At 59.5% G+C, this 12,664-nt stretch carries 12 protein-coding genes; 6 read left to right on the forward strand and 6 right to left on the reverse strand.

Features of this window, described 5'->3' with window-relative positions:
* The 3 genes from iolE to QE432_RS01650 all read left to right on the forward strand — a co-directional run bounded on the left by iolE (position 1) and on the right by QE432_RS01650 (position 3,193).
* Positions 1-909: a myo-inosose-2 dehydratase gene (gene iolE / locus QE432_RS01640; RefSeq protein ID WP_019566982.1), complete on the forward strand. Its 909-nt coding sequence runs from the start codon at positions 1-3 to the stop codon at positions 907-909.
* Between the two features lie 100 nt (positions 910-1,009).
* Positions 1,010-1,822, forward strand: a complete 813-nt coding sequence (iolB, locus tag QE432_RS01645; protein ID WP_013762346.1) for a 5-deoxy-glucuronate isomerase — start codon at positions 1,010-1,012, stop codon at positions 1,820-1,822.
* Positions 1,823-2,065: 243 nt separating this feature from the next.
* Positions 2,066-3,193: a Gfo/Idh/MocA family protein gene (locus QE432_RS01650; protein ID WP_019566980.1), complete on the forward strand. Its 1,128-nt coding sequence runs from the start codon at positions 2,066-2,068 to the stop codon at positions 3,191-3,193.
* Between the two features lie 133 nt (positions 3,194-3,326).
* Here the strand turns inward: QE432_RS01650 and QE432_RS01655 are convergent, their stop codons facing one another.
* The 3 genes from QE432_RS01655 to QE432_RS01665 all read right to left on the reverse strand — a co-directional run bounded on the left by QE432_RS01655 (position 3,327) and on the right by QE432_RS01665 (position 6,252).
* Positions 3,327-4,289 carry a 2-hydroxyacid dehydrogenase gene (locus tag QE432_RS01655; RefSeq protein ID WP_111795288.1) on the reverse strand — a complete coding sequence of 321 codons (963 nt, stop codon included), beginning with the start codon at positions 4,287-4,289 and terminating at the stop codon, positions 3,327-3,329.
* A 299-nt stretch (positions 4,290-4,588) separates the two neighbouring features.
* Positions 4,589-5,611, reverse strand: a complete 1,023-nt coding sequence (locus tag QE432_RS01660) for a LacI family DNA-binding transcriptional regulator (RefSeq protein WP_004430963.1) — start codon at positions 5,609-5,611, stop codon at positions 4,589-4,591.
* A gap of 131 nt (positions 5,612-5,742) precedes the next feature.
* Positions 5,743-6,252 (reverse strand): MarR family winged helix-turn-helix transcriptional regulator, encoded by a 510-nt coding sequence (locus QE432_RS01665; RefSeq protein WP_004430960.1) that lies wholly within the window; start codon positions 6,250-6,252, stop codon positions 5,743-5,745.
* Between the two features lie 79 nt (positions 6,253-6,331).
* Between QE432_RS01665 and QE432_RS01670 the strand changes: the two genes are divergently transcribed.
* The 3 genes from QE432_RS01670 to QE432_RS01680 all read left to right on the forward strand — a co-directional run bounded on the left by QE432_RS01670 (position 6,332) and on the right by QE432_RS01680 (position 9,609).
* Entirely contained in the window at positions 6,332-7,132 is an 801-nt protein-coding gene (locus QE432_RS01670) for a creatininase family protein (protein WP_111801978.1), read from the forward strand.
* A 115-nt stretch (positions 7,133-7,247) separates the two neighbouring features.
* Positions 7,248-8,372, forward strand: coding sequence for a CobW family GTP-binding protein (locus QE432_RS01675; RefSeq protein WP_004430957.1), 1,125 nt, complete (start codon positions 7,248-7,250; stop codon positions 8,370-8,372).
* A gap of 244 nt (positions 8,373-8,616) precedes the next feature.
* The gene (locus QE432_RS01680; protein WP_013762340.1) at positions 8,617-9,609 is read left to right on the forward strand and encodes a WD40 repeat domain-containing protein; all 993 of its coding nucleotides are present in this window, start codon (positions 8,617-8,619) and stop codon (positions 9,607-9,609) included.
* Positions 9,610-9,827: 218 nt separating this feature from the next.
* Here the strand turns inward: QE432_RS01680 and QE432_RS01685 are convergent, their stop codons facing one another.
* From QE432_RS01685 to QE432_RS01695, 3 genes are all read right to left on the reverse strand, one after another.
* The gene (locus QE432_RS01685) at positions 9,828-11,009 is read right to left on the reverse strand and encodes an MFS transporter (protein WP_013762339.1); all 1,182 of its coding nucleotides are present in this window, start codon (positions 11,007-11,009) and stop codon (positions 9,828-9,830) included.
* Positions 11,010-11,199: 190 nt separating this feature from the next.
* Positions 11,200-11,847 carry an outer membrane protein gene (locus tag QE432_RS01690; RefSeq protein ID WP_004430952.1) on the reverse strand — a complete coding sequence of 216 codons (648 nt, stop codon included), beginning with the start codon at positions 11,845-11,847 and terminating at the stop codon, positions 11,200-11,202.
* 488 nt (positions 11,848-12,335) lie between these two features.
* Positions 12,336-12,623, reverse strand: coding sequence for a hypothetical protein (locus QE432_RS01695; RefSeq protein ID WP_306623243.1), 288 nt, complete (start codon positions 12,621-12,623; stop codon positions 12,336-12,338).
* Positions 12,624-12,664: the final 41 nt, after the last annotated feature.

Genomic DNA, 12,664 nt, shown 5'->3' on the forward strand with positions numbered 1-12,664 from the left:
ATGATCCGTTACGGAACCAACCCGATTGCCTGGTCCAACGACGACGACCGCACACTGGGCGCCAATATCAGCCTTGAACAATGCCTCGACGAAACCGCCAAGATCGGCTTCGACGGCATCGAGAAGGGCCACAAGTTCCCGACTGACCCGGAAGGCCTGAAGGGTGTGCTTGCGCCGCGTGGCCTTTCCTTCGTCTCCGGCTGGCATTCGCTGAACCTTCTGACCGACAGCATCGAATCCGAAAAGAAGGCCATGCAGCCGGCGCTCGATCTGCTGAAAGCCATGGGCTCGAAAGTCATCATCGTCTGCGAGACCTCGAACGCCATTCACGGTGCCGACGACACGGCGCTGGTTGACCGTCCTCGCCTTGCGGCCGAGGACTGGGCGAAGTTCGGCGCGGGTGTGGAGGCGCTGGCGGCCTATGCTGCCGAACAGGGCATCACCCTCGTCTACCATCACCACATGGGAACCGTGGTCGAGAGCGAAGACGAGATCGACCTTCTGATGAAGCATACCGGGCCGAAGACCCATCTGCTGCTCGATACCGGCCATTGCCTGTTCGGCGGCGGAGATCCCGTGCGCGTCGCGCAGAAATACATGCACCGCGTCGGCCATATCCACGCCAAGAACGTGCGGCCGGTGATTGCCGATCAGGTTCGGAACGAGCGGCTTTCCTTCCTCGAAGGCGTTCGCCGCGGTGTGTTCACCGTGCCGGGTGACAGCGAAGGCGGCGTAAACTTCCCGCCGGTTCTGAAAATTGCCGCCGAGCACAATTACAGCGGTTGGCTGGTCATCGAGGCCGAACAAGACCCGGATGTGCGCAACCCCTTCGAATATCAGAGCCTCGGCCTGAAATCGCTGAAGGCGTTTGCCCGCGAGGCCGGACTGGACAAGGCTCAGGCGGCTTGAGGCCCTTTACTCCCTCATCCCTGTGACAAGCACAGGGATGAGGGAAACGCGGGAATAGCCGCCCGATAAATTGAACGACTGACCAAAAAGGAACACCACCATGACCTCACTTCTGCGCAAGCCGGTCGCGACAAGCGGCAAGGTGCACGACATCACGCCCCAAAGCGCGGATTGGGGTTATGTCGGTTTCGGCCTTTATCGTCTGAAGCCCGGTGAAACCGCAGCCGAGAAGACTGGCGATACGGAAGTCATTCTGGTGCTTGTCGAAGGCAAGGCGAAGATTTCCGCCGGGGGCAAGGAGTTCGGTGAACTCGGCGACCGCATGAACGTGTTCGAGCGCAAGCCGCCGCACTGCGTTTATGTCCCCGCCGGCTCCGAATGGTCGCTGACGGCCACGACGGATTGCACCGTCGGTGTCTGCACCGCACCGGGTGAAAAAGGTAGCCGCGAAGCGCAACAGATCGGTCCCGATGGCGTGCAACTGACCGAGCGCGGCAAAGGCGCCAATACGCGTTACATTTTCCCCATCGCCATGGAAGAGCGCGATGTCGCCGATAGTCTCCTGGTGACGGAAGTGTTCACCCCGTCGGGCAACTGGTCGTCCTATCCGCCGCACCGGCATGACGAAGACAATTACCCCGATATGACCTATCTGGAAGAGACCTATTATCACCGGCTCAACCCGGCGCAGGGTTTCGGTTTCCAGCGCGTTTTCACCGAGGATGGGTCGCTGGACGAGACCATGGCTGTGGCGGACGGCGATGTCGTGCTGGTTCCCAAGGGACACCACCCCTGCGGCGCGCCTTATGGCTACGAGATGTATTATTTGAACGTGATGGCCGGGCCGATGCGCAAATGGCGCTTCAAGAACCACCCCGATCACGACTGGATTTTCAAGCGCGACAATCCGTGAGGTAGTTCCGGCACATACAGCCTCCTCCTCATCCCTGTGCTTGTCACAGGGATCCAGCCAGCCCAAGTCCTTGGGCTGAAAAGACTCCTCCCGCCGCGCAGACGCGCGTCGGCTGGATTCCTGTGACAAGCACAGGAATGAGGGTCGAGGGACACGCAAAGCAAATAAGATCCCTGTCTCGCCTACTAAACCGAAATGCCCAAATCACTGATTTCATTCTAATAATCTCTGGAGGAGAAAACCATGGCCGCTCTTGGCGTTGGCCTTATTGGCACGGGTTACATGGGCAAGTGCCACGCTTTGGCGTGGAACAACGTCACCAGCGTATTCGGCAATGTGGAGCGTCCACGACTGGTCACACTGGCAGAGGTCAATCCCGAGCTTGCGGCGAAGAAAGCCGCCGAGTTCGGTTTCGCCCGCTCGACAGGCGACTGGCGCGATCTGCTTGCCGATCCTGAAATCGATGTGATCTCGGTCACCACACCCAATGCCTTTCACCCCGAAATGGCGATTGCCGCCCTTGATGCCGGCAAACACGTCTGGTGCGAAAAGCCGATGGCGCCTGCCTTCACGGATGCCGTGAAGATGCGCGATGCGGCCCGCCGTTCGGGCAAGGCGGCGGCCATGGGCTACAACTACATCCAGAACCCTGTCATCCGCCATATGCGCCGCCTTATCGACGAAGGCGCGATCGGCAATGTCTACCATGTCCGTGCGGAAATGGATGAGGACTTCATGGCGGATGCCACCCAGCCCTTCTACTGGAAGAGCGAAGCCTCCTCCGGCTATGGCGCGCTGGATGATTTCGCTGTTCATCCGCTGTCACTTCTGTTTTCCCTTTTCGGCCATGCCGAAAGCGCGATCACCGATATGGTGAAGCCTTACGAGACGCGGCCGCTAAGTGGCGGCGGCGAGCGCGCTGTGGAAACGCATGATCTTGCCAGCGTGCTTCTGAAGCTCGAAGGCGGCATTTCGGCGGTGCTGATCGCCAACCGCTCGGCCTGGGGTCGCAAGGGCCGTATCGCCATCCAGATTTACGGCTCCACCGGCTCGATCCTTTTCGACCAAGAGCGGATGAACGAATTCCAGTTCTACACCACGGACGGGCGCCCGGAGGAGCAGGGTTTCAGAACCATTCTCGCCGCCCCTCACCACAAACCGTATGACCGCTTCATCCCCGCCCCCGGCCACGGGCTCGGCTTCAACGATCTGAAGGTCATCGAGTGCCGGGAACTGATCGCGGCCATCGAGGGCAAGACGGCGCATATCATCGACTTCGAGGAAGGCCTGAAGATCGAGCGCAGCATTCATGCCATGGCCCGGTCCTTCGTCGAGGGACGATGGGTCGCGACGAGTGAGATTGCGGAATAGGCAGAGGCGGGGTTAGCGCGGAACTTTGCCTCTTTCGTCATGCTCGGGCCTGTCCCGAGCATCTGCAACCGATTGATTTAACGCTACCTGGTTGGATCCTCGGGACAAGCCCGAGGATGACGGCGGAGAGGTGTTATCCCTGAACCGGCGTTTCCGGCACCGGCGTCAGCACCTTGCCATCCCTAAACCAGCCGAGAATATTGTCGGCCACCAGATCGGCCATCGCGTTGCGCGTCGGGATGGACGCAGAGGCGACGTGCGGCAGCAGGGAAACGTTCGGCAGTGACAGGAACGCTCCCGGCACCTTCGGTTCTGCGTAGAACACATCGAGACCGGCAGCACCCACCGCACCGCTCTTGAGGGCCTGCAAAAGCGCATCCTCATCGACGCTGGAGCCGCGTCCGACATTGATGAACACGCCCTGCGGACCAAGTGCCGAGAGGACTTCCGCGTTGATCGCCTTGTGCGTTTCCGGGGTGCCGGGCACGATGCAGATCAGCGTGTCGACAGCCTGCGCCATCTCCTTTAGCGAACCGTAATAGGTATAGGGCAGGCCATCGCGCTTGCTGCGGGTATGATAGCCGATCTCCACCTTGAATGGCTCCAGCCGCTTGGCGATTTCCTGGCCAATGCGGCCCATGCCGAACAGGCCGACCTTGCGGCCGCGCAGGGAAAACGGCGAAAGCGCGAAGGGGCCTTCGCCAACCCATTTTCCCTCACGCAGCCAGGTTTCGGCCTGATAGAGACGGCGAACCGTGTTGATCAGCAGCGCAATCGTCGTGTCCGCAACTTCGTCGTTCAGCACGTCGGGCGTATTGGTCACCACGATACCGCGCGTGGCGGCATGTTTGGCATCAACGCCATCGTAACCGACACCGAAATTGGCAATGATCTCGAGTTTCGGCAGCGCATCGATCCATTTGGCGTTGACGACGCCTGAAACGGCGATGGCATTAATGCGCTCAGCCGCGCCATCAGGCAGAACCGGCTCAGCACCGGCGGGCACTGTCACGATCTCGACCTTGCCTTCGAGGCGTTCGAGCACGCGCGGGTTGATCTTGCCGGGAACGAGAACGACGGCTTGTCTGTCAGACATGGGTGGATATTCCTCCTGATTGCATTCCGATATCGTCAGAGCGGATTCATCGGCGAACCACTCGCCATCCCGCTCTTCTGGGCCGCGATCTTTTCAAACAACGGCGGCCGTGAAAAGGGCAATAAGGGGAAGCTATGGGGGCAGACGGAAGTTTCATGCCGTTTTTTTACGCGCCCGCCTCCGTCATGCCGGACTTCAGGCGCGCGTCGGCGGGGCGCAAAGAGTCTTTCCAGCTCAAGGGCTTGAGCTGGCTGGCTTTAGGCTGAAGGCCGGAATGACGAAAGAGAGAGAAACGCTGCTCAAACCCTCGGACGCACCGGCCCTGTCGACTGGCGGATGCGCATTTCCGGCTTGATGAGGTGCACGCCATCCGGCTCGTGGCTGCCCGCCAGCCTGTCCAGAAGCGCGCGCGCCGCAAGGCGCCCCACCTCGGCCTGTCCGTTGGACACCGTGGTCAGCGCCGGCGTGGCGATGGCCGCCTCCTCCAGATCGTCGTAACCCGTCACGGAAATATCCACGCCCGCCACCAGTCCGGCGCGCGAAATGCCGTTCATCAGGCCGATGGCGACCAGATCGTTCCAGCAGACGGCAGCGGTGGGCTTCTGCGGCAGCGACAGGAAATGCACTGCGGCCTCGAAACCGCCCTGCTTGGAGCGTGGGCCGGGAATACGCAGGTTCGGATCGACCTCGATTCCCGCCTTGCGCAGCGCGTTGACATAACCCTGATAACGATCGCGGCCGGTCGAGGTCTGGTCGGTACCACCAACCATGGCGATGGTGCGATGGCCAAGACTGATCAGATGATTGGTCGCAAGCGAAATGCCATAGCTGTCGTCGCCGCGATAGGTCGGCATGTCGACGCCCTCGAGCGAGCGGGCCACCAGAATGGCGGGCATGCCGTTTTCCTCAGCCAGCGTCATGTCCTCGATCGGCGTGCCGATGGCGGGCGACATGATGATACCATCAGAACCTAGTTGCAGCAGCGTTTCGATGAAGGTGCGCTGTTTTTCAACCGAATCATAATGGTTGGACAGAATGAAGGTCTGGCGGCTGCGATCCAGCTCGGTTTCGATGGCCTTGAGAATTTCACCATAAAACGGGTTCATCACATCGTGGAACACCACGCCGATAATGCCGGAGCGCGAGGTGCGCAGGCTGGCGGCCCGGCGGTTGTAGATGTAACCGAGCGCCCGGGCCTGTTCCTTGATCTTGTCGCGGGTGTCGGAGGCGACCAGCGGACTGTCGCGCAATGCAAGGGAGATCGTGGCAGTCGATAGACCGAGGCTTTCGGCGATTGTCGACAGTTTGATCTTTTGTGCCACGGCATTTCTCCCCAAACCCATGTCATTGACAGACGTTTCTGTTTAAATCGCAATTAAACAATTTAAACAAAATCCGCAACCGGTTTAAGGAATATCAACAAAAAGACAGTGGTTTTTAAAAACTCAACAAATTATTGAAGGTTGGTATCGATCACCTTGAGAAGTTTAACCACCGTCCTGATGTCCTTGGCCGAAAGCCCCTCAATCGCCCGCGCACCGCAATTTGCGATGGATACGTTGATATGCTCGACGCTTTTCAGGCCTGTCTCCGTCAGTTTCACCAGTGTTACGCGGCCATCTTCGTCATCGCCGCTGCGCTCCACGAAGCCCTGGGCTTCCATGCGGCCGATGGTTCGCGTCATGGTCGGCGCCTTGACACCAAGTTTCTGGGCGATCTGCCCAGGCGTGAGGCTGCCTTCCTGCGCCAACGCCAGAATAACGCCGTCCTGCCCGGCATAAAGGCCGCTTTCGGCAAGGCTGTGGCTCAGCGCCGTGCGCATGGAACGGGCGGCCTGGGTGATGGATTGCGCCAGTTCCTCAGGGTTGAAATTCTCATCCCTCTTTTTGGCGTCCTTTACTTTCTTGGTGCCCTTGTCCTTTTTGGCGCCCTTGTCCTTATGCCCAGTTTTGTCCTTGCTCATATGCGAGTGCCTTTTACCCTGTGGCGGAACCGATATATGTTGCTGGAAATCCTTACCGAATGCACGCGCGGACTGCCAGATGCCAAACTCATACACGCATTATCACGACGAAAACGTAACAGACCCTCATCTTCGCGCAACAGGTGCAATTTCAGTGCTGCCGCTCGGTGCGCACGAACAGCACGGGCCGCACCTGCCCTTCGAGACAGACACGCTGATTGCGGCGGGCATTGTCTCCCGTTTGGCTGCTGTTTTGCCCGCCGGTCTGCCGGTCTCCTTCCTGCCGGTGGAGCCCGTTGGATATTCCATCGAGCACATGAATGTGCCCGGCACGAAGTCGTTGCGTTACGATGAGGCCGTTGAGCGCTGGCTCGGCATTGCTAAGGCCGAATATGAAAAAGGCGTGCGCAAATTCGTGATGTTGAACGCCCATGGCGGCAATTCGCCATTGATGACCATCGTCGCCACCGAGGCGCGCGCCCGCTTCGGTATGCTGGCGGTCGCCACCAGCTGGACTCGTTTCGGCGTGCCGGCGGATATCGTGAAGCCTGAAGACAAGGCGATCGATATCCATGGTGGCGATATCGAGACGTCGGTCATGCTGGCGCTTTGCCCGGAGCGGGTGGCGATGGAAAAAGCCGCCAACTTCCCCTCCCGCCAGAGCGATTTCGCCAGCCGTTTCCGGCATCTGCGTGCCTATGGTCCACACGCTTTCGGTTGGCTTATGGGCGACCTGAACCCTGATGGCGTTGCCGGAAACGCCGCCGCCGCCTCAGCCGAGAAGGGCGAAAGAATCATTTTCCATGCCGTTTCGGGCCTTGTCGAACTGCTTGAAGACGTCCACGCTTTTGACATAACGTTATTTCATAACAAAATTTGAAAAACTGCGCCGAAACCGGCCAGAATCCCTTTGAACTGCCCGAACGTCGCGCCTATATGGACGTCGACACTTATTCCTTGAGGCCTCAACCGGCCTTTCTCCACGCGAGGTTTCCATGACCGAAACAGCACCAGCCAAGCCCATTCCAGTCACCGTCCTGACGGGATATCTAGGCGCCGGCAAGACGACGCTTCTCAACCGTATCCTGTCCGAGAACCACGGCAAGAAATACGCTGTCATCGTCAACGAATTCGGCGAGATCGGCATCGACAACGATCTGATCGTCGAATCCGACGAAGAAATCTACGAAATGAACAATGGCTGCGTCTGCTGCACGGTGCGCGGCGACCTCATCCGCGTGGTCGAAGGCCTGATGCGCCGGCCCGGCCGATTCGACGGCATCATTGTCGAGACCACTGGCCTTGCCGATCCCGTTCCGGTCGCCCAGACCTTCTTCATGGATGACGACGTGCGCGCCAAGACCGAGCTTGACGCCGTGGTCGCACTTGTCGATGCCAAGCACCTGCCGCTGCGCCTGAAGGACAGCCGCGAAGCCGAAGACCAGATCGCTTTTGCCGATGTCGTCATCGTCAACAAGACCGATCTCGTTTCGCCGGAAGAAGTCGCCCGCATCGAGGATATCGTGCGCGCCATCAATCCCTCTGCGCGCATCTACAAGACCACCCGTTCCGGCGTCGATCTTGCCCGCGTTCTCGACCAGGGCGCCTTCAATCTGGAACGTGCGCTCGAAAACGATCCGCACTTCCTCGAGCACGGCCACGAGGATCACGCGTGCGGTCCTGATTGCGACCACCACCACCATGATCATGGGCACGATCACGGCCATGACCACCATCATCACGACCATGATCACGCGCACCACGATCATGACCACGGCCACGATCACCACCACCATGGCGCCGCCTCCCCGATCCATGACGTAACGGTGCAGTCGGTGTCGCTGCGCGGCGGCGAAATGAACCCGGAGCGCTTCTTCCCGTGGATCCAGAAGGTCACCCAGACGGACGGCCCGAACATCCTGCGCCTCAAGGGCATCATCGCATTCAAGGGCGATGCGGAACGTTACGTGGTGCAGGGCGTGCACATGATCATCGAGGGTGATCACCAGCGCCCGTGGAAGGAAGGCGAAAAGCGCGAAAGCCGCCTTGTCTTCATCGGCCGCGAACTCGACCGCGAAAAGCTGGAAAAGAGCTTCAACGCCTGCCTCGCCACGGCTTGACATCCTTGACGGGGCACCGTGCCACCCTTGGCGTTTTCGGTGCCCTTCCTCACTTTCGACGTCATCCTCGGGCTTGACCCGAGGAGCCATTGCCGCCAGCATATGGATGGTCGAGTGATCCCCGGGCATGACCCGAGGACCGACCTTGACGCCACGGGTTGAAACCGCACCAACGGGTCTTCCCGACCTGGTCTGCGACCGAAATCCATCAATGACAAACACATAGACGAAAGACCGATGCCCCATGCCGACTGTTGCCCCGCTTGATATCGAAGGCCACGTGGTCTCGACCCATTTTCTCGGCGACATTCCGCTGTTTGCCACCGCCGCCGGCACCATTCACCGGCTGGATGGCGGCGAGAAGGTCACTGAGGCGCATGAGGGTCTGCTGACCTGCATCCGCGACCCCTATAGCGCCACGCTGCTTTCCGGCGGCGAGGACGGGCGCGTGCTGCGCATTGGCCATGATGGCAGCCTCAGCGAGATCGCCAATGTGCCGCGGAAATGGGTCGGCGTTGTTGCCGGCGGTCCGCAGAAGGCGGTCGCTTATGGTGTCGGCAAGTCCAGCTTCGTGCGCCTCTCGGACGGCACGGTCAAGGAATTCAAGGAAGAACGCACGGTGGAGGCAATAGCCTTCGCGCCCAAGGGCCTGCGCATTGCCGTTGCACGCTATAACGGCGTGACGCTGCATTGGGTGGCGAGTGCAGGCGATCCGGTCGATCTGGAATGGAAAGGTGCCCATACCGGCGTCACCTTCTCGCCTGACGGTAAGTTCCTCGTCACCACCATGCAGGAAAACGCCCTGCATGGCTGGAAGATGGAGGCCACCAAGGGCGGCATGGAAGCCCGCCATATGCGCATGACGGGTTATCCCGCCAAGGTGAAATCCGTTTCGTGGTCGGCAAAGGGCAAGTGGCTCGCCTCATCAGGTGCCCCGGCCGCGATCGTCTGGCCGTTTTCCGGCAAGGACGGCCCGATGGGCAAGGCACCCGAAGAACTTGGTAGCCGCGCCAACATCATGGCTACCAATGTCGCCTTTCACCCGCTGGAAGATGTGCTGGCCATTGGCTTCATTGACGGCATGATCCTTGGCGTGCGGCTTGCGGATGGCAAGGAAGCCCTGCTTCGCCGCCCCGGCAAGGGCGCCATTACCGGCATGGACTGGAGCGCCACCGGCAAACTGCTCGCATTTGCCTCCGAGGCAGGCGACTGCGGCATTGTCGATATTTCGGCGTAAGGACAGCAACAGGCGCACGTCCGGTTTCGACGGATGGCTCGATACGGCTCAATCTCCGCCCTCATTCCTGTGCTCGTCAAAGGAATCTAGCCAGCCCAAGTCCTTGGGCTGCAAGGGACTGTTTTCGCCACGCAGACGCGCATCGACTGGATTCCTGTGACAAGCACAGGCATGAGGGCTGGTAGGTGTCAGCGCCAGAAAACCTCGGCGTTGTCTCGCTATTCGCTGACCTGACGCCGCGTCAGGAACAGCAGCAGCAGGGCTGCCCCTGCACCAACCGAAGCAAGTCTGATCGACGTACCGAAGCTCGCATATTGCGACACAAACCCCATAAGCGGCACTGCAAACAACCCGGCAAGGAAAATGGAATTCATGTAGAGCGCGGTCGCCCGCGCGGTGCGTCCGCGCGCAAAGCCCTGCACGAAGGTGAGGCACGTTCCGGCGCAAAGCCCGTAATAGGCCCCTTCAAGTGCTGCTCCGAACAACATGGCCGGAAGGGTCTGGACCGAGGCTATGACGTTGAAGGCGACGATTGCCATCACCGCAGAGATACAAAGAAGGATGCGGGCGCTGACCCGGCGCATGATCCTTGGCGCAAGCAGGATCAGCAGAACCTCCATCGCGCATTTGACGCTCAGCGACAGGCCCGGCACGTAATCCGGCAGGCCCACCTCGCGCACCAGAAATACCGGCAGGGCCGAGGCACACAAGGCGTGGGCGAAAGACATACAGAAGCTGGCCGCCGCCGCCATCAACAGCGGCAGGTTGCGCCGCGTATCGTTGTCGCCCTCTTTCCGTCGTTCCATCGGGCATGTCTGGCCGCGCGGCACGAAGGCAAGGGCAAGCCCGCCCCAGATGGCCGCCATCAGCATGGCATTCATGAACACGGCCTGCGCACCGGCAAGATCGAGGATCAGATAGGCGGCGGCCGGAAGCAGCATCCATGCCAGCGACACCATTGTCCGCAGAAAGGCGTTATAGGCAGGTGCATCCAGTGCTTTTACCCGGCCATAGTAGCGACCATAACTGAAAATCAGGGTACTGGCGGCGTTGGAAAGCCCCATTCCCGTTGCCGTCACCGCCACGAGCAATGCCAGATGCCCGGAGGTCGCCGCTGCCGCTGCGATAAAAGCACCAAACACAGAGAGCAGCAGCAAAGGCCGCACGCGCACACCGGCATCGACACGTTCGCCATAAGTGCGGCTGGCGATGATCGAAGCAACCATTGCCGTCACGCTGTAGAGACCAAGCGTGGCGGGCGGGTGACCAAGGACCTGTATGATGTAAAAACCGATAAATGGCACAACAGCCGCATTGGTGCCGCCGGCGATGAAGACCAGCACGGCGATCATATAGGCCTGACGATCAAAAACGCCCGGCGAGGTGTTTTTCTGTAGCATGGGGGAATCGACTGGAGATCGGCAGCGGGAAGTGGATTGATGCCACCATCACACCAAAAGGGTATGCTGTTCAAGCCCGAGCGGAAGGCGATGTGTGTTTTCGTTCGTCACGAAGCACGCCACCCCTGTTTCCCTGAGCACCGGGGCGTCGCAGCGCTTGCGCCGCCCCTTGTCGAAGACGGAAAAACCGTCAGAACTTCACGCCAAGGCCAACCTTGACGACGTGTTCGCTGACATCGCCGGTCGAAGTGATCGGACCGGTATGGTAGGTTGCCTTGCCGAAGTCGTTGTAACGATATTCGACGCGTCCAAACAGGTTGTTGGTAAAGGCGTAGTCTACACCCGCACCGACCGTCCAGCCGTGCAGCACCTTGCTGTCCTCACCGAAGGGCGCCTTTACTTCGCTGTCCGTCGCGGTGTAGCCGGCAGCGGTGTAGATCAGCGCCCGGTCGATCGCATAACCGGCGCGCAGACGCGCGGAGCCGTTCAGGCCTGCGGAAACCTCGCTGGTGACGATGGTCTTGTCGCCCCAGGCATAACCGAGATCGCCCTCGACACCCAGAATGATGGAGGGGGCCACTTCAGCGTTATAACCAGCGAAACCGGAAAAACGGCCGCCGTCAAATTCATGCTTCGTGGTGACACCGAAAGTGGTCGACTTCACGCGGTTCCAGCCATAACCGGCGGAGGCACCGACATAAACACCGTCCCAGGAAAAGGCAGGCGCAACATCGTTGACGACCGGTGCCGCTGGAATATCGCCGACGGCGTCGGCGGCAACGGATGCGTCAGAAAGAATGCCGAGCAGGCCGAGGGCGAGAAGAGATTGTTTCAACATGCGATAGCTCCTTGAAAATACCATCCCGGCACCTGCGTGATGCGAGTTTTCGCGACCAGAAACGCAGCGTAATGACGGGGTTGACGCACCCCTAGATTGAAGAACATCGTGGTTAAAATCGCGTAAACGGTACCGACAAAAAGGCCCTTGCAGAACGTATTCCCGTTAATATTGCCAATATTTATCAAATATAGATTAGAACTCACGCGGATGATCCCGAACCGTGCGTCCCGACATATGACGACAGCGATCGCGTCACAAAACCCTCATGAGTAGTGGCCATCTCGCAGTTTTGTGTGTGCAGTCATTGGCGGCCACACAAACAAAAAGAAGGGAGCCCGAAGGCCCCCTTGCAGTCATGCGATGCGCCGTTTGTTATTTCCGGAAGCACCGTGTGTCATACACACGTAGCTGGAGGACTGCTTCCGGCTTATATCCTGCGCGCATCGTTCACGCCGAAAATCCCTGTCGATTTTCGATCTGCACCATTAGTGGCGACGCTTTTTGCCGCCATCGTTCTTGTTGTCGATGACATCGACGGAAGTCTTGTTGCCGTTGAGAAGGCCATTCAGGATACCGGTCTTGTTGCCGTTCAGAGTCCCGTTATTGGACAGGATACCGCTGACACCCAGATCGATGCTTGGCGACACGACGACGAGTGCGCCGCCCTTGTTGCTGTTTCCGGACAGGATACCGCCCAGCAGACCACCGGCATTGGCTTGACCAACGGAAGCGACAGTAAGAACAGCGGCTATGCAAGCAAATTTGGCAATCATTTCTCTCTCCTCTTATGTTTGATCACGCCCCATGGCGTAGT

The sequence above is a fragment of the Agrobacterium sp. SORGH_AS_0745 genome (assembly GCF_030818995.1).
GTDB classification, from domain to species: Bacteria; Pseudomonadota; Alphaproteobacteria; order Rhizobiales; family Rhizobiaceae; genus Agrobacterium; species Agrobacterium tumefaciens.

What these genes read in the sequence shown, in the direction of transcription:
- iolE (WP_019566982.1), top strand. Translation starts at nt 1, where the DNA reads ATGATCCGTTACGGAACCAACCCGATTGCCTGGTCCAACGACGACGAC.
- iolB (WP_013762346.1), top strand. Translation starts at nt 1,010, where the DNA reads ATGACCTCACTTCTGCGCAAGCCGGTCGCGACAAGCGGCAAGGTGCAC.
- QE432_RS01650 (WP_019566980.1), top strand. Translation starts at nt 2,066, where the DNA reads ATGGCCGCTCTTGGCGTTGGCCTTATTGGCACGGGTTACATGGGCAAG.
- QE432_RS01655 (WP_111795288.1), bottom strand. Translation starts at nt 4,289, where the DNA reads ATGTCTGACAGACAAGCCGTCGTTCTCGTTCCCGGCAAGATCAACCCG.
- QE432_RS01665 (WP_004430960.1), bottom strand. Translation starts at nt 6,252, where the DNA reads ATGAGCAAGGACAAAACTGGGCATAAGGACAAGGGCGCCAAAAAGGAC.
- QE432_RS01670 (WP_111801978.1), top strand. Translation starts at nt 6,332, where the DNA reads ATGCCAAACTCATACACGCATTATCACGACGAAAACGTAACAGACCCT.
- QE432_RS01675 (WP_004430957.1), top strand. Translation starts at nt 7,248, where the DNA reads ATGACCGAAACAGCACCAGCCAAGCCCATTCCAGTCACCGTCCTGACG.
- QE432_RS01680 (WP_013762340.1), top strand. Translation starts at nt 8,617, where the DNA reads ATGCCGACTGTTGCCCCGCTTGATATCGAAGGCCACGTGGTCTCGACC.
- QE432_RS01685 (WP_013762339.1), bottom strand. Translation starts at nt 11,009, where the DNA reads ATGCTACAGAAAAACACCTCGCCGGGCGTTTTTGATCGTCAGGCCTAT.
- QE432_RS01690 (WP_004430952.1), bottom strand. Translation starts at nt 11,847, where the DNA reads ATGTTGAAACAATCTCTTCTCGCCCTCGGCCTGCTCGGCATTCTTTCT.
- QE432_RS01695 (WP_306623243.1), bottom strand. Translation starts at nt 12,623, where the DNA reads ATGATTGCCAAATTTGCTTGCATAGCCGCTGTTCTTACTGTCGCTTCC.